Here is a 20,418-nt window from a genome sequence, read left to right on the forward strand (position 1 = left end):
CTGCCCTTCGGAAACTCATCAAAGAAAATACAACTCAAGAAGAGAAAGCGCCACAGGCTCCCAAACAGTTAGTCGCCACACTTCTCTTTAAGAGCTTTTGCAAGTTCAACACCCATTTCATAGCACTTTTTAAAAGAATCGTGCGTTGGAACGAACTGAATTTTTACGCCATCAACAGGCATTTCAAATCCCATATCGACAAGACTACCGGAAAGTGATTTTACGCACTCACCAGACCAACCGAAGGAACCGAATGCGCCGCCAATGCGGTTCTGCGGACGCAGCCCTTTCATGTAGGTAAGCATTTTAGCTACTTCAGGCAAAATACCGTTATTATGTGTCGGAGAACCGAAGACTACAGCACTGGCGCTTCCAAGCTCTGTCATTACAGCGCTATGATGATCAGTCTTAAGATGCATAATGCGTACTGGAACACCTTCGCTTTCAAAGCCTTCCGCAACGGCGTAAGCCATTTTTTCGGTAGAATGCCACATTGTATCAAAGATAATTACAGCACGTTTTTTCCATGCCTGCTCTGCAAATTCACGATACTTATCGAAGCACCACTGAACATCTTCTTTACCACGGAAAATAAGACCATGATCCGGTGCAAGCATATCAATTTCAATACCCATTTCTGCAATAGCATCAAGGGTCTTGAGTACTAACGGAGAGAACGGAAGAACAATATTATGGTAATATTCTACCATATCGTGCTCTACAACGGCACGGTCTACTTCGTCTACAAAGCGTTCGGTAGTAGAGATGTTCTGGCCGAAAATGTCGTTACAAATAAGAAGCTTGTCCTGTGGGATGTAGGAAACCATAGAATCAGGCCAGTGAAGCATACGGGTTTCGATAAACTGGATGTCACGAGAACCAATGTTAATGGAGTCGCCTGTTTTCACAACTTCAATAGGCCACCCCTCTGTATCGTAGTGAGCCTGCATGGACCGTTTACCCAGAGGTGAGCAGAAAATCTTCTCCGGTTTGCAGAGTTCAACGAGCTTAGGAAGACAGCCGGAGTGGTCTGGTTCAAGATGGTTACAAACGATGTAGTCTACTTTTTCCAGCTCGGTCACGTTAGACATACGGCAGAGCATTGTATCAAGAAAATTACTTTTTACTGTATCAAAAAGTACTGTTTTTTCATCTTTTACGAGATAGGTATTATACGTGGTACCCTGTGGAGACAGTGAGTAGCCATGAAAATCACGGCTCGTATAATCAACTGCACCGACCCAAAATACGTCTTTCTTAATTTCAACAGGATGCATCATGTTTTCCTTATTACTTGCCCTTGTATTCAGAGAAAGGATCTTAGAGAGAAATTTTGTTGCTGTTCAAAACAAATAGCAGCGTGTCACCGCTCTAAGAGTATAGCGCTATACTTAAAGAGCCTGTATTCTCGCACTGATTACGTCAGCAACACGCAAAAAAATCTACCAAAGTAACGCACACCATGGCACAACAGCTAAAGATAACGATAGCATGTGCGCCTATATCCTGTACAGAGTATGCTATACAACAATTTACTAAAAAAAGCCCCCCTTCATGAGGGGGGCTTACTATTGCTTAAGCTGGTTCGAATTCGCTCTTAGGAGCCCCGCAAACCGGACAAAGCCAATCATCAGGAATATCTTCGAACTTTGTGCCTGGCGCTACCCCATTATCAGGATCACCCTCAGCAGGATCGTATTCATAACCACAAATCAAGCATACATATTTTTCCATTGTTCTCTACCCCTTTGATTATGCTTCAGCTTTCCAGTGACCATGAAGATTACAGTATTCACGAACAGTAACGGTTTCTGCTTCAACACAGAACTCGGCTTCAGGGGCATCACCCGGATTAAGAAATTTGGTGTAACTTACGCCGTCTGCAATAAGCTCAATCCACTGAATCCAATGTGTGTCAATCATAGGATGAGCAACTTCACCGACTTTTACGAGGTAGCCATTCGCAGTTTTTTCAATAACTGGAACATGCTTTTCGCGTGCTGCGTCTACGGTTCCTTCAACCTGAAGAACCATATCATCATCACAACAAACTAAAGCTGGACCGCCACCTACGAGAATTTGAGCCATATTTCCGCAGTGCTCACATTTGTAAACTTCAAGACGATTTGGCATCGGGAGCCTCCTGATCGGCATTATATTATTTTTATTCGGGGAAAAATCGTTTTCCAGTAACCAGAATTTCGAGTGCTGCGTTACTATACACGTAAAAGAGTATCAGTTCAACGCGTTAAGCAGGCTTTTATCTGCTCCTGCCATCTGTTGAAAAACATATACGCAGTTGAAAAAGAATAATCAAGCTATTAATAACTATTCTTATTAAGCTTTTTTCCCTTTCTCGCTTAACCCATTGAATTACATAAATTTTGTAAAAAACAAAAAAGAGGCAGAGAGTATGCACTCTCTGCCTCTTTTACTGAAAATATCATCAAGCACAGCGGTATGTTAAGCCATACGTCTGCTGGCCTAACACATCATGACCTTATTTCTTCTTGCCCAGCTGAAACTTACGAACAGCTTTGTTATGTTCTTTCAAAGTCTTGCTAAACTTATGCGAACCATCACCTTTTGCGACAAAGAACAGGTAGTCATGCTGTGCAGGATTCATGGCAGCGTTTATGGCTTCAAGCCCGGGGGAACAAATAGGCCCCGGAGGTAAGCCTCTGTGCTGATACGTGTTATACTCATTATTTTTGTTACGAATGTCAGCGCGACGGATATTGCCGTCGAAATCCTGACCCAAACCATAAATGATAGTCGGGTCAGCTTGCATACGCATTCCCCTCTCAAGGCGATTACGATACACGCCAGCAACAAGTTCGCGCTCTGACGCAATTGCGGTCTCTTTTTCTACTAACGAAGCTAAAATAAGAATCTTTTGCAATACTTTTGTATCTGGAACATCGTCTCCCCAGACAGAGGAAGTTTTCTGCCAGAACATATGAACGAGCATTGATGCCACGTTTTCTGCAGAAGCTTCATTCAATACCTTAGGCTTGTGCAACTTATACGTTTCAGGAAACAGAAAGCCTTCTGCACTGGAAAACGGAATGTTATTTTTTTTCAGGAAAGCGGGATCATGAATAACTTTTGAAAAATCCTCTGCTCTGGCAAATCCCTGCTGTTCAATTTTTTTGGCAACATCCCACCAAGGCAACCCTTCCTGAAAAGACAACGTATAAAGAACTCCCTTGCCACGTATGAGTTCTTGTAAAAGACGTTCGGGCGTCCAGCCGGTATTAATTAAATATTCGCCGGCCTTTAACTGCTGCTGCTGTTTACGAATGCGAACAAGCACACGAAATGCAAATGGATATGTGACGGCGCCCTGACGTGCCATATCATCAATAACCTGATTAAACGACGCACCGTCCGGAACAACAAGAGGCACTTCGCGCGATTCTTCCTGCATAGGAGAACGAGTGTACGCTTCAAACGCAAACCATGCCCCACCTGCCATAAGAATAACAAGCACTGCTATTGCACTGCATATTTTAGAAAATGTACTCATATAAATACTACTAATCGTACCGCTGTCTGTGCTCTTCACTCAAGTGCAAAAACGACTCTAAAATGCGCACGGCAGCCTGCTGATCAACAACTTTATCAATCTCGTGCCCCTTCAGTCCAGCATCACGCAGCTCTAATTCTGCCTCAAAGGAACTGAGAGCTTCTGTGATGATAAAAATCGGCAGGTCGCAACGGCGGCGCAACCGTGCCAAAAAATTGCGAACCTGTCGGGACATAAGGGTTTCTTCACCATCCAGAGTCATCGGCAGGCCAACAACAATCGCATCAGGAGTCTCTTTCTCGATAAACGCCAGAAGTTCCGTGAAAAATTTTTCACGGGTTTTCATTATCAGCGTCATACGCGGAAATGCCATGTTGCCCCCAGTGTCGCTGGCAGCAAGCCCTGTCCGCTTTGTTCCGTAGTCAATCGCAATATATTTCATGTAATGTTTCTTTTGCCATAATACGCAAAGCTCCCCTCCTGACTGTAAACGAGTGCAGAAGGGGAGCCAACGTTATTAAAGACTTTTTGTACCTACGATTCGCTTCGAGTCTTTCTTAACAGACTCAATTGCAATACGTTTCAGATGTTTTTTCCAGTCTGCGCCGTATAGTGCCTCAGCTATATATTCCACTGTATGCAACACGGGGCGTTTTTCCTGTAAATTCAAGAATATTCGTGAAATACCAACCTTACATGACGGACACCCTACAACAACGGGAGCATCATCCGGCATGGTTGGCAACACATGTGTTAGTCCTGCTTCTTTCTTCGCACGCAATTTATTGTAAATCGCCGGACTAGTAAGAGCACCCATACCGGACTCACCACAACAACCAGGGTTCAACGTAACATCTACACCACAAAACTCACTCAAAGCATGGGCATACACGCCAGCGGCCTTAGTTTTATGCACGCCGGTCCACTCTGCGTGACAAGAAGGGTGGTACAGCACAGATTTACCTTTGGATGCATCTTTCAACGCATCACTACCCATACGTTCAATTAAGAATTGTACAGCGTCCTTATGCTCAAGCTGAATATTCAAGGCTTCAGCAAGCCCGTATGACTCAAGCCCTTCCCGACAGGAACCACACGCAGTAATGGAATGCGTAATTTTAAGCCCCGCGCGTACAGCATCTGCAAGAAACACTTTCATTTCTTCGAGGTTTGCCGCACGGTTTTTCTTGTATTCTTCATCCTTACCGGCTGCCAGCAGCGGATATCCACAACACATATGTCGTGGTGGCATAATTACAGCCACACCGGATTTGAGCATCAGCATAAGTGATGCAAGTCCGATGTTTCTATAAAAAAGAGAACCGCCACACCCCGGGAAGTAGAAAACTGCTTCCAGTTCTTTTCCTTCCGGTGCATTTTCAGGAATAAAAATTGATCCTTTATCCAGACGGAGCACCTCGTTAAGGCCTCTGTAGCCTACCTCAGGCCCTAAACCGGAGAAAAGCGGACTGTTAATGCCGGAACGCCATGCACTTGGAATAAGACGCAACATTTTGTTCTGCATACGCTGTCCCATGGAAGCCATTTTAGCGGCACGCGGAACACGACTTGCGACATCCGACACAAGGTAATCAAGTACCTTCGACTTAATAGGATGTCCTCCTGCACCTTCATCTTCAACAAAAGCACGCAGTTCCAGTGCTACCTTTGAAGAATCGATCTTTACAGGGCACACAGCCATACACTTGCCGCAGCCAGTACAATGCTCCATGAGCTTACGCAGCTGCCCCATAAGATTCTCATCCGGCTTACCTTTGTTCACCTGAGAGTAATATACGGCTTCCAGCAGCGCCCCGAGGCTCAAGTTCTTATTTCGCGGATGATACAGCAAATCGCCCTGCGGGTAGAACATTGGACAAACCTGCTTACACTTACCGCAACGAGTACATACCTGTATATTGGTGAGCAGGTTAATAAGGCGTTCTTTTTCCGGCAGACCGGATGCCTGAATATCGCGGATAAGACGGTTAAATGAGAATGTAAAAGGCTTAACCGGAGTATCACGCTGCGTGAGCTTTGCAGGGTTCAAAATAGAAAGAGGGTCAACTCTGCGTTTAAACAACGTCAGCTGCTCCATCTTTTCCGGTGCAAGGAATTTAATCTTTGTAATGCCGATGCCGTGCTCGCCGGTTACTTCACCGTCCATTTCCTGTGCCTTCGCCATAACCTCTTCTGCCACTTCTTCAGCATTATGCAGCATGGCAGGGTTGTTGGAATCCACAGGAATGTTCACATGGCAGTTACCATCACCGGCATGCATATGGTTCGCAACAACGATGCGGGTTGCGAGCATATCATCAACAATCTTTTTAAGTTTTCGACGCAAGTTCGGGTAGCGATCCTGCGCGTGTTCAAAATACGCAAGAGCCTGATCAAGCGCTTCCTGCTCTGAAAGTTCTGCAATCGGCACATCGCCTTTGGCAACTTTGGAAGCAAAGGTAAATGCGCGGTTCAGTTCCTTATCTTCAAGAGGCATCCCGCTCAGACGTCCGCTTTCACCAAGTGCAGTACGGAATGCCCGCCCCATGCAACGCTGGTTCAAATGCTCAAGGAAATCGGAAAATTCAGGAATGACATCAATTGGAATGACAATGTCTTCGTTGATTTTAAAACCAGAGGTGCGACGGGCAATAGCAGAAAGTTTGTGTCTATCTTCCCAGAAGACTTCTGCCTCTGCTGCATCTTTCGCAACAAAAACTTCCACGCCTTCATACGGAGCACAAATATTCACAATATCCTGCACGCTGTTATCCAGCGCATTTGTATCATTTGAGTTCAATTCAATAATGAGAACTGAAATCGGACTTTCGTCGTCGTGTTTTTTTGATTTTGTCTGGTATTCAATTGCTTCAACATATTTAACACCAAACTCTTCCAACGCTGAGATTTTAACAAGATCACCCTGCTCACGAATAGTATTACGCAGTGCGACAATGTCCTTAATCACAAGCATTGCATTACGCATGGAGCGTCCAAAAAACTCCAGCACAAGCACGCGGTCATATTTTTGCTTCGGGTAGCAGATGAAGGTTGCCTCAGTGATGATGCCATCAGTGCCCTCTTTCTGCACCCCGGGCAACCCGCCGAGGAACTTGTTTGTAACGTCTTTACCAAGACCTGCCTTGCGGATTTGATCACCGCGCAGAGAAATAACAGTTCGGACACCGCCGGACACGTCCTTGACTTCAAACACGGCGGTTTCATCTTCCATAATTTTATGACGGGGATGATTAACGCGCTCAACATTAATGATTTCACCTGTAGGCGTGACCATTGTGTAGTGAAGGATGTTGTCGAGAGTTGTTCCGTACTCAAAGGCAAAAGGACCGCCGGAGTTTTCCGACACGTTCCCGCCGATGGTGGAAGCAGTCTTAGATGCTGGGTCGACAGTAAAAAGCATCCCACCGTTATCTACGGCTTTAATGGCGTCAAACGTAATAACGCCAGCCTCTGCGGTGAGAGTCATTTCTTTTTTGTCGATGGATTTGATAGCGCTCAGCTTCTGCAAACTCATCACAACAGTACGTTTGCGTGCCGGAATAGCACCGCCGGTACAACCGGAAGCACCGCCACGCGGAATGAGAGCAAATTTCATTTCATTCGCAAGGCGAACAATAGCGCTTACTTGCTCTGTTGCCGAAGGGGCAACAACAAGCAAAGGAAGTTCCATACGCAAGTCGGTTGCGTCTGTGGAACACTCCACTAACGATGCAGGACGCAGATCAATGTTATTTTTAGGGATGATCTGTCCCAGACGGCGTACCAACTCACTCCGGAATGCCATATCTGCCTCATAGGCACTCCAGAACATTGTAACGCCTTCGCGCAGAGTGTTCGCGTAATGATGTGCAAGAGCAGGTTCAGCTCTATCAAATCGTTTGGCAACACTCGAACGAACAGTATCCGCATCGATAAACGGATTGTAGCGGACAAGAAAGAGTTCTTCAGCGAGCGCAATGGCTAACTCTCGAACTGATTCCGGCCAATCTTCAAATTCATCAAGATCAATCCGCAACACCCTATGGACAAGAAACTCGGAACCTATAGAAATATGTGGGCCTTTGTGCGGCATGACCAATTCTCCCAGTAGTTAAAAACGAAGCCTGTGAGTTTACTTTTTGTTCTTTAAGAATGCAAGAACAGCGTAACAGCTCTCTTTACCAGCAGAATCTTGGCACTAGACCATTATTCACACATTGTTTCGATATCGTCTTCGGCAGGTTTTGCACATTTGACCAAACGGCTGCGGGTAGGAGATACAAGGCGTTTAAAAATAAACATTTCAACATCCTTACCGCACAATTCTTCGATAGGAATTTCCGCACGGGCTAATGCCTTATGGCCTCCGGCAGAACCAATATCGCTAAACTGACAGTAAGCAAAGCGCCCCAGGTCACGGTTAACGCCATCACCACGAAAAATAACTATGGCCTTATCCTGATACACTCCGCACACGGCAACCCAACGCATTTCGTGCACACGCATGAAGAAATCAGCGATCACAACAAGTGCGTCAGGATTATCCACAACGCCTACAAAGGCGTATTGCCCAGAGCCAACCTTATGTATTCCTGTAATCGCACGGGAGAAATAGTCCAACCAATCGTAATGCATCTCGCTTCGTGCAATACGTGAAAGCAGAGGATGGTTTGCATACTTACTTAAATACTTAAACGCACGGATATCGATTTCGTTAAAATTACGTTCAAAATCATTTGTGTCAGTTTTAATTCCGTACATAAGAGCTGTTGCCAGCAGCTTACCCGGTCGAATCTTCAACTGATACAAATATTCTGTAAGAATGGTGGAGTTTGAGCCATATCCGGGAAGAATCTCTTTATACTCTGCAGTAACAGGAAAATCATCATTCAACGGATGATGATCAATAACTATCGAATAATCCAGTTCACTGAATAAGGGATGGTGATGAGGCTGAGAATCTACAATCGCAAACTTGTCATACTGCGCCGTCACCTGCGGCGTCAATTTAACCATAGGAATACGAAGCAAGCGAACCATGGCAAGGTTGTCAGGACGTGTAATCTCGTTAACACGGGCAATATCAACATCTGCAACTCGATGGCTTAAAATACGTTTAAGCGCCATTGCAGACCCCATCGCATCCGGATCAGCATTGATCGTGATGAGCCAGCGTTCATTACGAGAGAACATTTCCAGCAGATTATCCAGCTGTGGTTTTACATTACGAAAATACGACATGTTATGCCTTTTTTACATAGAGCGGGATACCCGCAATCATGAGGCAGACCTCATCACTTACAGCTGCAACAGCTTGGTTAAGAGCCCCCAATCGACGGATAAACTGACGAACCTGAGAACTGGCCGCAATAGGTCCCAATCCTGCCTCACACGAAACAATTGTAACTTGAGTCTTCTCTGGAACCAATGAAAGAGTGTGTAAAAATGCGTCCTGCGCCTGCTCCCATTGCTTATTGCACGCAAAAACCCAAAAATCCAAGCTGTCGATTAAAATAGACTGATACTCCAATATGGACTTTTCTAACAATCGGGGCAATTCAATTCCTGTTTCTTTTACTGGAATTTCAGGATTTCTTGCTAACCGATGATCTAAAATTTGCTGACCAAACGAAAAGTCCTGAGCCCGCCCCGTTGCAAGTAAAAGAGATGGCATTGTTCCTTCATACAACCGCTGCAAGCCAAAATCTGACTTGCCGGACTTGTCTCCCCCCAGAATAAGTCGGATCATCTTATTTTCCTTCTATCAAAAGCATCTCTTCAACAATTGGAATGGTCGTTTCAATATGTTTCCAACTAAACAACTCGTACACGAGCGTACAATTCTCGCCGCAATGCTGTAATACCTTGCGCGCAACGTACTTTCCGGCATCATCAAGGTGCAGTAAACTTGCATGCTTACTGCGCCCCTTAGCCGTCAGCACATCCGCAGGAGCATTCACGTGAATCATACGAAGCCGATCAAAAAGATCACAACAATCAAGAAGTGCATGATGCCCGTATGCAATGATATGGCCTATGTCAATGCATACCCCCAGTCCCAAATCTTCTATTACCGGGGCAATATCAATCAGACATGCCCCCTCAACATTCTCAATTAATAAATCATTACAGTCAAATCCATGACTATGCCATGCGCGAGCAACCACTGTTAATAATTGCTGAGCCACTTCCACAGAAAAAGCATTTTCCCCCAACGTCAACGGTGGATGCAGCACAGCCTGACGGACTCCTAGAAAATCTACCTTATCCATCAAACCCAAGATAATATCTGCCACAGCATCGGCATCAGGCCACGGTAAATCCAACGGCAGATGTACGTGGTACGACAAATCAAGCTGCGCTAAACCACGCGGCAAGTCATCCTCACCATATGCAAGACATGCCTCCGACTCAAAAAACAACAAGGAAACTTCGTCGACCTTATCCTCAAGAAAAACGCAGTTTTCATACACAGTACCAGCCATCACCCATGAGGGCGCAGCTGTAGTAATGACAGCGTTGGTGCCTTTTACGGGGTGCCGACGGGCAGTCTTCGTTTTGCATCTGGAAATGGACACTGTTTCCTTGAGCCCGTTTACATGCGGTTTTTTATCCATAAGGCTTATTTTCCAGCTTAGGTGTTGTTTCTAGTGTGTAATGCGAGATCTCCCCGGCTAGGCCGAGCAAGTTCTTCCGCCCATAGAAAAAGGGCATCTAGCAATATTTTAACCGGTTACAATCAACACATAGCTAGTACGTCATGTCGGTCGGGGAGGCCTCTCCCTCTCTGAAAGGAGTTTCCCGCCTGAGCTACGAAATTAAGCGCAGCAGGCAGTCAAATTTTACAACAAACTCAGCTGCGTTTCTTTATGCTTCTTTTTAGCCTTGAGTGCGGAATGCATTAATCCGTCATTTGGCAGATCCGTTAAGAAACGAGAAGGGGAAAGGTGCACTGTGTGCCCGTAAATCATGCGCTTGCCTGAATGGCTCAGGAATAAAAGCTGCTCTGCACGGGTTATTGCCACATAGAGCAGACGTCGTTCCTCATCAATGTCATAATGATCTGGAGTACTGGAAGCTGTGCCGGTCAGGGTGTTCATACCAGAATATGGCATAATTCCATCTTCTAAGGCAGGAAGAAAGACGGCTTTAAATTCTAGCCCCTTGGAGGCATGTATTGACATTATCTGCACTTTCTCACTTTTTTGGCGTACCAAATCAAGTTCCGTTTGCAGATTAATCCAATTAAGCAGCCCCACCCAACCTTTATGCTCTTTGTAGTGCTTAACAAGCTGGTTGAATGCAGTTGACTTCCAGAACAGACGATCAAATGGGAGAATATCTTCCATGTACACAGCTATGCCCTGAGGGCCTTTAGCAAGCACTGCATCAGGGCACGTAATCTGTTCTTCACCTTCATCGCTGGAGATACCTACAAACCGCCCTGCGGCGGCAAGAATAAGCTCCACTCGCGGATCGACCCAAAATGCTTCCTGTTCAGGCACAGCGCAGGGAATTCCCAGTCTGTTAAGTGTTTGGCTGATAACAGGAATAAGCGCTTTAAACCGCACGAGAACAGCAATGTCACCGGGAGAAAGTTCGCCGCCAAGAAGTCGTTCTTGTCTACTATCCTGCAAAGAATGACTTGTTTGTCCGAGAAGACCACGAATTTGTTCACCTATCCATGAAGCTTCCGCCTCAGAGGTTGGTGCTTCAAACATGCGCACCTCAGCTTCAGTAGATTTTTTTGCTTCAATCGGTTGTGCTTCTCGAGCTGGCTGCATTAACGCACCAGCGTAATCCACAATTTGCTTCGATGAACGGTAGTTTTCAAAAAGCTGGATTGTATTCAGCGACGGAAGTTCTTTGCTCAAGTACGCTTCTACGCCGCCGTGTGCACCTCTGAAGCCATAAATAGATTGATCCGGATCACCGATACCGAAGAAGCCCTGCCCATTCTGTTCATCTTGCGATACAAGCTCCCGCACAACTGCAAGTTGCAACGGGGATAAATCCTGAATTTCATCAACGAGAACATGCGTCCACTGGCGAACAAAGACGTTGTTACGCAAAGACTCAAGCCAAAACTCTAGAAGATCGGTATAATCTGCAAGGTTCCATGAATTTTTTAAACTTGAATAATTATTGTATGCAGCCTGCTGCTCAACCGGACACTCTTCCATACGTTCACGGCATAACGAGATTATTTCCCACGACTTTTTGCACTGCTGTTTACTTGCATCCGCATTAGCTTCTCCAAACACACGCTTAGAACTTTCCTCAGAAAGCAACGTCGGAGCATCTGAATAAGAATTTTGCCAGTATTCAAAAGCAAGGCCATGCAACGTATCTGCGCGAGGGATGGATAATTCGTTTTGAACAGAATCTGCAAGTCGTGTTGTCAATTCCTGCGCGGCGCGACGTGTAAAGGTAAGTGCAAGGATTTGTCTCGCTTTAACACCTGCCTCAAGCAAGTGTTCAATGCGTCCAATAAGCGTACGGGTCTTACCCGTTCCCGGCCCCGCCAGAACAAGCACTGGCTCAGGTGCTGAAGTAATCGCCAATTGCTGTGCTTCATTGTATCTAATACGCTCTGGCTCTTCCTGCCGCTGCTGCACGGCAGCCTCAAAAACAGGCGTTATGGAAGCCTCCTCTTCCGGAGTCAATCCACTTACTTTTTCCGGCACATCAATAAGCGACTTTCCGTGCTTAAATTCGTCACGCTCCTTTTGGGAAAAAACACGAACCACACCATATTCGCCATCAAACCCGGGTTGACGCAGTACGTCACCTCTGCGCATTCTTCCTACAGCTTCAGCAAGAAGAGGATGAACCTTTTTAATATCTTCTTCCGGCACATCCCGCAGAATAGCCATTTCTGAACCGAGCTTAGGGATTGCTTCCGCATACAGCGTCATGACTTTTTTTGTCTTAGGCCCTACCCCCAACACTTCACCCATCAGTTCCGGAAGCGGTATCAATGAGCTGAAGTCACCGGCCTTGGCTGGCTGCTTGGGTGTATCCCTGTCCGCAAGAGAGAGCACTCTATGCAACACACCCACAGTTAACGGCTTGCCGCATACAGGGCAAATTCCGTCACGGGTTAATGTTTCTCTAGGCTCCATCACAACATTACACTTGCGATGGCCGTCTAAATGATATTTTCCTTCTTCAGGAAAAAATTCCATTGTACCAAGAAACTTATGTCCCAGCCCTTCGCCACGCAAACTGCGGTACATGCCTTCAAAGGATATGTCGCCGGCAAACAGGTTACATTCACGCCCAAGTTTGTCGCCGGAATGGGCGTCAGAATTTGATACGAGAGCAAAGCGATCAAGAGCGCTCCATAACCAGTTCATTTCCGGATCTGATGAAAGACCTGTTTCAAGTGCAAAAATTTCTGAGGCATAGTCGCCGAAGCACTCTTCTATTGTGTCAAACCCAGATTTTGAGCCAAACAGAGAGAACCACGGTGTCCATATATGAGCAGGAATAAGGAAAGCAAGGGGATGGGTATCAAGCACGAGGTCGAGGATATCACGAGAATCCATCCCGAGAATAGGGCGTCCGTCTGATGTAATATTACCGATCTCGCCGAGACGATTGCTAAATTTTCGAGCAGCTTCAAACGTAGGCATGTAAACAAGGTTATGAACTTTCCGAACCTTGCCGCCACGTTTGTAAATTGAACTGATTTCCCCCTGCAGCATAAACAATGATCGGCCATTCATGGGGGTATCGCCAAAACGCGGAATCTCTTTGCCTAGGTCTGTTGTGTCTTTCAACCGAAACAATCCGCTCTGGCTGTCTTCGACGAGCTGGTCTTCTAACTCGTCCAGCCATTCTGGATGGGTACAATCCCCCGTTCCAAGAACATCAAGTCCCTTTACCTCCGCCCATGCTGCCAAATGACGTGGCGTCAACTTTTTACTGGTTGCACGGGAAAATCGGGAATGAATATGCAAATCGGCACGAAACTGTTTCATGGAGTAACTATCCTAGCTTTAAGCCGTTGATTGTCAAACGCAGACAGAAAAGAAATCCTTCCGTTCCATACATGTATCAGAGGAACACTACCTAGACAATTCCGTAACTTATTCGTTTTTTATGGCTCAACCTTTTGAAACTTATGCACTATGCGGCTTTTGCACTCTAAGCGTTATTTTCTTTTTTGTCTTCGGCAACCAGAGCACCTTTGAAATAAAAGAATTCTCAAAACCTTCCAAAGACTTTTATGAACATCACGGCTTAAACATCACAAAAAAGGGCTACCCTTCAAATGAAGGACAGCCCTTTTACTATTCAAGACAGTACAGTAAAACAGGTAAAGCTACAGCTTGCCCAAGAAATCTTTAAGACGCGGATGCTTCGGATTAGAGAAAAACTCGTCCGGAGCTTCTTCTTCCTGAATCACGCCGTCAGCAATAAAGATTACGCGGTCCGCAACCTCACGGGCAAAGCCCATTTCGTGGGTTACTACCACCATGGTCATGCCTTCGTCTGCGAGCTTTTTCATAACATCAAGAACTTCACCTACAAGCTCTGGGTCAAGCGCGGAAGTCGGTTCATCAAAAAGAATCACTTTCGGATTCATTGCCAACGAACGTGCAATTGCCACACGCTGTTTCTGACCACCGGAAAGCTGATCCGGATATGCAGCAGCTTTGTCCGGCAAACCAACTTTATCAAGCAGACTCAGTGCAATCTTATCCGCTTCTGCTTTGTCCATCTTACGAACTTTTATCAACCCGATGGTGATGTTCTGCAGAACAGACAGGTGCGGGAACAGGTTAAACTGCTGGAACACCATACCTGCTTCGGAACGCACGTAGTTAATATCAGTTTCTTTGGCGTAGAGATCATAACCATCCACAATGATAGAACCTGAAGTCAGTTCTTCGAGACGGTTAATACAGCGCAGAACAGTTGATTTACCAGATCCGGAAGGACCCAGAATTACCACAACTTCACCCTGCTTAACGTTCAAGTTTACGCCTTTAATTACTTCTATATCACCATAACTTTTATGCAAGTTACGGATTTCAATCATATTTGATGTATCACTCATAGAATGCTCCTAGCGGCTGCTGCGTGCCATCAATTTTTTTTCATACCAGCGTAATACTTTCGCGATAGAAAGCGTCATACAGAGGTAAACGATCGCTACAGTCAGGTATACTTCAAACGAACGGAAGTTAACCGCAACAATCTCCTGACCGGAACGGGTAAGCTCTGCTACACCGATAACGGTAAGAAGTGAGGTATCTTTAAGCGAAATAATAAACTGGTTCCCCAGTGGTGGAATCATACGGCGAAAAGCCTGTGGCCAAATAATAGAGATCATAGTCTGATGGCGGGTAAGTCCGATAGAACGCCCCGCTTCAAATTGTCCTGCATCAATAGATTGAACTGCGCCACGAACAATTTCCGCAATATAAGCACCGGAGTTAACAGCAATGGTGATAATACCTGCTGTGATAGGATCAATACGAACTCCGGTAACAAGCGGTACACCAAAATACAGGAACAAAGCCTGGACAATCATCGGGGTACCACGAATAATTTCTATATAAATGCCCGCAAGAGAGCGATTAAGCTTATTCTGAGAAAGACGCCCCAAGCCTGCGACTGTACCAATAATAAAACCAATCGCAAGGCCAAGGAGAGTGATATAAATAGTCAGTTCAACCCCTTCAGTAAGAAGCGGAAGAGTTTCTAACATCACTGCTGGTTTAAACTGAAATGCCATAAAATGTATCTGCCTTTGGGTACGTTAGCCAAAATAATTCAGCGGATAAAATGTACATAGGGATGGCACAACACCATCCCTATGTTTTATATACTATGAGAAAAATAAATAACTGCTATTTAGCAGGTGCATAACCGAACCATTTGATGAACAGTTCGTTGTAAGTTCCATCTGCTTTAATGTCTTTGAGCGCTTTGTTAACGCCGGAAACAAGCTTGGAACCTTTAGGGAATGCAATACCATATGCCTGCCCCTGATAGATAGGACCAACAACTTTAACCATACCCTGACCAGCTTTTGCTTCAAAGTCTTTAACAACTGGCATGTCAAAGATAACTGCATCAGCACCGCCGGTCATCAGTTCCATGAACATGTTGTCGTTGTTAGGGAAAAGTTTGATATTTTTCTTAGGTACGTACTGCTGAGCAAGGTCAACAGAAGAAGTAGCAAGCTTGGTGGCAACAATTTTGTCTTTCAAATCATCAATGGTTTTGATGTCATTGTTATCGGAGCGAACGAGGATAACGAGACCGGAATCGTAGTAGCCGTCAGAGAAATCAACAACTTCAGCACGGGAAGGCTTAATGGTAATGCCTGCAACAGCAGCATCTATAGAACCAGCCTGAAGACCGGGAATAATGCCGTTAAAATCCATTGGCTGAAATTCGTAATCAAGGTTCATACGCTTAGCAACTTCTTTCCACATGTCGATATCAAAGCCGACGAATTCACCATTCTGTTTGAACTCAAAAGGCTTAAAGTTGGTGTCATGTGCAACAATCAGTTTCTGAGCAAATGCTGCAGAAGACAAAGAAATAACGAGCAAAGCTGCCAAGATGGCAATAAGACGTTTCATAAATGAACCCTCCAAAAAAATGATTACGATAGCTACTATGTAAAATTCCTACTATTGCGTTTTTTCATTAAACGAAAGTTTAACGAAAATATGTTCTCAAACCGAGAGAGTATTAGCAGATGGCAGAAAAAAAATCAAACCAAGCGTCTTTTTTTTCTTTTTTGTTAATTGTAAATTTATTTTTACAATTAACAACATTTCGGCTCAATGATTCCAATACCATACCCATACTATTGTAAACAGATATAACAATATTATTTTAACAAATATGTGAGTGAGATCGTAACTATAAAAAATCCGGCTTCTAAAAAGAAGCCGGATAGTAAAAAACGTGAGTTTTTAGACGCTGAATTACAGTACGTCTTCAGGAGCAAGAGAGTCGAGACCAAAAGCTGCGCCAACTGCTGGACAAGTAAGTTTACCTTTGTAGGTATTAAGTCCCAGAGCCAGTGCACGGTCTGCACGCAGGGCATCAAGGCCTTTATTAGCAAGCTGGATTGCGTATGGCAGAGTCTGGTTGCTAAGAGCAAATGTTGAAGTACGAGGTACAGCGCCCGGCATGTTTGTAACACCGTAATGAACAACGCCGTGCAAAGTAAATACAGGATTGTCGTGGGTGGTTGGCTTAATCGTTTCGCAACAACCGCCTTGGTCGATAGCTACGTCCACGATAACAGAGCCTTCTTTCATAGTTTTAACCATGTCTTCTGTTACCAGACTAGGAGCTTTTGCACCCGGAATAAGAACGGCACCAACAACTAAGTCTGCTTTCGCAACCCATTCACGGATGTTTGGTTCGGTAGATGTGATGGTGCGGATACGGTTTCCGAACACGTCATCAAGGTACTGTAAGCGCTGGTGGCTGACATCAAGGATAGTAACATCTGCACCAAGGCCAATAGCCATTTTAGCAGCGTTTGTACCAACAACACCACCACCGACTACGGTAACGTGTGCTGGTGCAACACCAGGGGTGCCGCCGAGCAGAACACCAAGTCCACCGTTTGTTTTTTTAAGGAAGTTTGCACCTTCCTGTGTTGCCATACGTCCTGCAACTTCAGACATAGGCATAAGAAGTGGAAGAGCGCCATTTGCAAGCTGCACAGTTTCATATGCTACGGAAGTGGTGCCACCCTCTAACAGGGCATTTGTTAAATCACGTTCCGCTGCAAGATGGAGATATGTGAAAAGGAGTAAACCATCGCGAAGGAATTTGTACTCAGATGCGACAGGTTCTTTAACCTTGATAACCATTTCAGCGCCCCAAGCCTCTTCAGCTGAAACCATTTTTGCACCGGCAGCGATGTATTCTTCATCATATAATCCGCTTCCGTTACCTGCGTTAGTTTCCACAAGCACGGTATGGCCTTGACGAACAAGTGTTGCTGCGCCGCCTGGAGTAAGAGCTACTCGATTTTCCAGAGTTTTAATCTCTTTAGGTACACCAATAATCATGACTTTCTCCTTGCAACATTCAGAGGAGTTAATCTGGCTACGAAGTGTCGTATGCGGATTCGGCCCCTGATTGTAGACATTGAAACTGTGGTATAAATTCACGCCGAAACGTGTGTCATCTGGCTTACCAACACCTGTACAACCCCCACAGTTTTGCGACAAGAAAAAAAGTACTTTTCTGCAGAAAAAACACGAAATTTACTGAGTTTTGCGAAAGCTTCCCACTGTATTGCATAAATGCATCGTGATTATTTTTTTCATGTCATATAAGGGGGTTAGTCGTGCGATCAAACAACTCTAAGATTCGATGAATCCACACTTCGTTATAATCGATATAGATGCGTGAATGATCAGCTGTGTTATAGCTCCCCCATAGTTGATCATCTAATTTAAAAAACATTTAAAATATGAAGAAAAGATCAGTATTTTGTTTTTAAATGCATGATAACACTATTTAACACCTTAACAACATACTATTTGTTACAATGCTGAACAGATGACATAGAAATATTAGACTAAATAATCATACACTCATATACTAGTAACATACTGTAAATTCTAATCATACCTTAAAACCATATGGATACTCTCTTGCATACGGAGACTTTCCCTCTATCTATCACGAAGGAAACACCATGACCTTTTTGACCATCCTTATTCTTTTTTTCATCATCGGCACCTGGGGACTTGAAACATGGGTGAACAGACTGAACCTCAACTATCTCGGTCAACCCGTTCCTTCTGCATTTAAACACGCAGTGGACACTCACAAGTATGCAAAAATTCAGGCATACACACGAAGAAATGAAAAACTGTCTTTTTTTTCAAGTATTGTCAGTGTGGTCGCAATAGTACTCTGCATCATATTTGGTATTTTCAATATATTTAATGAATGGGCCGCAGCACTTTTCAGCGGACAAATCATGCAGGGGTTAGCATTTCTCGGCATCGTTTCTCTGGCTTCCATGCTTCTCTCGTTCCCGTTCTCTATCTATAAAACATTTTGCATTGAAGAAGAGTACGGATTTAACCGCACGACCCCTAAACTATTTATTGCTGACCGCTTCAAAGGCATTTTTCTAGCGATTATCATCGGGGGCCCGCTTGCCGCAGGTGTTATCTGGTTCTTTCAAACATTCCCAACATTCGGCTGGGTTATCGCGTGGGGATTTGCCACCGCGTTTATATTTGCAGTGCAGTATGTTGCGCCAATTTGGATTATGCCGCTTTTCAATAAATTTACTCCGCTTGAAGACGGCGAGCTACGGCAGGCTATTGAAAAATTCGCACAAAAAAACGGATTCAATATTTCTGGCATCTATATAATAGATGGTTCCAAACGTTCCAACAAAGCAAATGCCTTTTTCACAGGATTTGGCAAACAGAAACGTATTGCGCTGTTCGATACTCTTGTAAACTCCATGAGCACAGAAGAAATTGTAGCCGTCCTTGCCCATGAAATCGGACACAGCAAACTAAATCACATCAAACGAATGTTCCTCACAAGCATTGTCACAACTGCTATTACCTTCTTCTGCTTATCATTAGTGCTACGCTACCAGCCGCTCTACACGGCGTTTCATGTGGAACACATGACTGTTGCTGTTGGAATTGTGCTTTTCAGTTTTCTCTACACGCCGCTATCTCTTATTATGACTATTTTTACATCGTATCTGTCCCGTAAATATGAGTTTGAAGCAGATTCTTTTGCAGCCAAAACAACCGGAAATTCTTCAGCGCTATGCAGTGCGTTAATTAAACTATCGGTCAACAGCCTTTCAAACCTGACACCACACCCTGCATATGTTTTTTTACATTACTCACATCCGCCGGTTGTTGCGCGCATTGAAGCTCTGAAAAATATTTCGTTGTAACTGCTATGCCGGACAGAACAACACGATTGCTTCGTGTTGGAAAATGTTGCTGATCAATTTAGTAACACTCTATATCGGCAAAAAAGCGACGCGGTTCGTTGAACCGCGTCGCTTTTTAACAGGTAACTTTGTGATATCTTATCGTTACTATTCTTCTTGTGCCTGTGTTTATGACTAAAGCACTGTCAGCTTTATATATAAAAAGACGTGTAACCTTAAAAGGTGACAGTAATCACCCCATCTCTTTATTCAGTATTTTTTTACAGATAACCAACTTATTATAAAAAGAAGAAAGCACTTCTTTTTAACGATTAAGCAAGGAATTCGGATCATCAACCACACTCTTTCCAACAGGGGCAAGGCAAATTACTGCAAGTTTTAAATGCTGGAAGCCGAATGGAATGCCAATAATGGTAATAAAGTTGGCCAATGCAAAAAACAGGTGCCCAATAGCAAGCCAAAGGCCCGCAAAAATAAACCAGATGATATTGCCCAACAGCCCAAGAAAGCCAGTTCCAATATCATGCCGACCTGTAACATCCATCCTGTTCACAACTGCTTTGCCGAATGGCCACAGAGTAAACATCGCAAGTACAAAACAAGAACGTGCCCATGGAATACCGATAATTGAAATAATCATAATAACGCCGGCGATAAACCATCCCAAAGCCATTCCAAGTCCTCCAAGAAATAACCAGAGGATATTCATAATAATTTTTAGCATACTATTTCTCTATTATTCACAAACTCGTACGTAAAACATTGAACTTGTTTCACAATTTTGTGACCGTTTAAATGCTGAATTGTAATTTTATATATTAAATACGAATTACAATAAAAAGCAAGTTTCGTCGGTTTGCTCAATTTTTAATCTTTATATTCCAACATTTCAAAAAAAAGTGCAGTATGTCGCCATTAGTCTGTATATGAATGTAACTTTGTTTTTTGCTGCGCG

The 20,418-nt window shown here is 44.4% G+C and carries 16 protein-coding genes; 1 reads left to right on the forward strand and 15 read right to left on the reverse strand.

Features of this window, described 5'->3' with window-relative positions; translation table 11 throughout:
* Window positions 1-68 precede the first annotated feature (68 nt).
* From F461_RS0110280 to ald, 14 genes are all read right to left on the reverse strand, one after another.
* Window positions 69-1,277, reverse strand: a complete 1,209-nt coding sequence (locus F461_RS0110280) for an FprA family A-type flavoprotein (RefSeq protein WP_020001073.1) — start codon at window positions 1,275-1,277, stop codon at window positions 69-71.
* Between the two features lie 298 nt (window positions 1,278-1,575).
* Window positions 1,576-1,734, reverse strand: coding sequence for a rubredoxin (gene rd / locus F461_RS0110285; protein WP_020001074.1), 159 nt, complete (start codon window positions 1,732-1,734; stop codon window positions 1,576-1,578).
* Window positions 1,735-1,752: 18 nt separating this feature from the next.
* On the reverse strand, window positions 1,753-2,133 hold the full coding sequence (locus F461_RS0110290; protein ID WP_020001075.1) for a desulfoferrodoxin: 381 nt from the start codon (window positions 2,131-2,133) through the stop codon (window positions 1,753-1,755).
* 367 nt (window positions 2,134-2,500) lie between these two features.
* Window positions 2,501-3,529, reverse strand: coding sequence for an endolytic transglycosylase MltG (mltG, locus tag F461_RS0110295; protein WP_020001076.1), 1,029 nt, complete (start codon window positions 3,527-3,529; stop codon window positions 2,501-2,503).
* 10 nt (window positions 3,530-3,539) lie between these two features.
* Window positions 3,540-3,971: a Holliday junction resolvase RuvX gene (gene ruvX, locus F461_RS0110300; RefSeq protein WP_020001077.1), complete on the reverse strand. Its 432-nt coding sequence runs from the start codon at window positions 3,969-3,971 to the stop codon at window positions 3,540-3,542.
* A 75-nt stretch (window positions 3,972-4,046) separates the two neighbouring features.
* The gene (locus tag F461_RS0110305) at window positions 4,047-7,622 is read right to left on the reverse strand and encodes an FAD-binding and (Fe-S)-binding domain-containing protein (RefSeq protein ID WP_020001078.1); all 3,576 of its coding nucleotides are present in this window, start codon (window positions 7,620-7,622) and stop codon (window positions 4,047-4,049) included.
* Window positions 7,623-7,735: 113 nt separating this feature from the next.
* Window positions 7,736-8,770, reverse strand: a complete 1,035-nt coding sequence (locus F461_RS0110310) for a DHH family phosphoesterase (protein WP_020001079.1) — start codon at window positions 8,768-8,770, stop codon at window positions 7,736-7,738.
* 1 nt (window position 8,771) lies between these two features.
* Window positions 8,772-9,278 carry a bifunctional adenosylcobinamide kinase/adenosylcobinamide-phosphate guanylyltransferase gene (locus F461_RS0110315; RefSeq protein ID WP_020001080.1) on the reverse strand — a complete coding sequence of 169 codons (507 nt, stop codon included), beginning with the start codon at window positions 9,276-9,278 and terminating at the stop codon, window positions 8,772-8,774.
* 1 nt (window position 9,279) lies between these two features.
* Window positions 9,280-10,146 carry a cobamide remodeling phosphodiesterase CbiR gene (gene cbiR / locus F461_RS17670; protein WP_020001081.1) on the reverse strand — a complete coding sequence of 289 codons (867 nt, stop codon included), beginning with the start codon at window positions 10,144-10,146 and terminating at the stop codon, window positions 9,280-9,282.
* Window positions 10,147-10,371: 225 nt separating this feature from the next.
* Window positions 10,372-13,515, reverse strand: coding sequence for a UvrD-helicase domain-containing protein (locus tag F461_RS0110325; RefSeq protein ID WP_020001082.1), 3,144 nt, complete (start codon window positions 13,513-13,515; stop codon window positions 10,372-10,374).
* Between the two features lie 344 nt (window positions 13,516-13,859).
* A complete protein-coding gene (locus F461_RS0110330) occupies window positions 13,860-14,579 on the reverse strand; it encodes an amino acid ABC transporter ATP-binding protein (protein WP_026364727.1) in 720 nt (239 codons plus the stop codon).
* Window positions 14,580-14,606: 27 nt separating this feature from the next.
* Entirely contained in the window at window positions 14,607-15,278 is a 672-nt protein-coding gene (locus F461_RS0110335) for an amino acid ABC transporter permease (protein WP_020001084.1), read from the reverse strand.
* 115 nt (window positions 15,279-15,393) lie between these two features.
* Window positions 15,394-16,134, reverse strand: a complete 741-nt coding sequence (glnH, locus tag F461_RS0110340; protein WP_020001085.1) for a glutamine ABC transporter substrate-binding protein GlnH — start codon at window positions 16,132-16,134, stop codon at window positions 15,394-15,396.
* A gap of 351 nt (window positions 16,135-16,485) precedes the next feature.
* Complete coding sequence (gene ald / locus F461_RS0110345) at window positions 16,486-17,589, reverse strand: alanine dehydrogenase (RefSeq protein ID WP_020001086.1); 1,104 nt, start codon at window positions 17,587-17,589, stop codon at window positions 16,486-16,488.
* A 635-nt stretch (window positions 17,590-18,224) separates the two neighbouring features.
* Between ald and F461_RS0110350 the strand changes: the two genes are divergently transcribed.
* Window positions 18,225-19,463 (forward strand): M48 family metallopeptidase, encoded by a 1,239-nt coding sequence (locus F461_RS0110350; RefSeq protein ID WP_020001087.1) that lies wholly within the window; start codon window positions 18,225-18,227, stop codon window positions 19,461-19,463.
* Window positions 19,464-19,767: 304 nt separating this feature from the next.
* Here the strand turns inward: F461_RS0110350 and F461_RS0110355 are convergent, their stop codons facing one another.
* Entirely contained in the window at window positions 19,768-20,187 is a 420-nt protein-coding gene (locus F461_RS0110355) for a YccF domain-containing protein (RefSeq protein ID WP_020001088.1), read from the reverse strand.
* Between the last annotated feature and the right edge of the window lie 231 nt (window positions 20,188-20,418).

Source organism: Halodesulfovibrio aestuarii DSM 17919 = ATCC 29578 (assembly GCF_000384815.1).
Classification (GTDB): domain Bacteria; phylum Desulfobacterota; class Desulfovibrionia; order Desulfovibrionales; family Desulfovibrionaceae; genus Halodesulfovibrio; species Halodesulfovibrio aestuarii.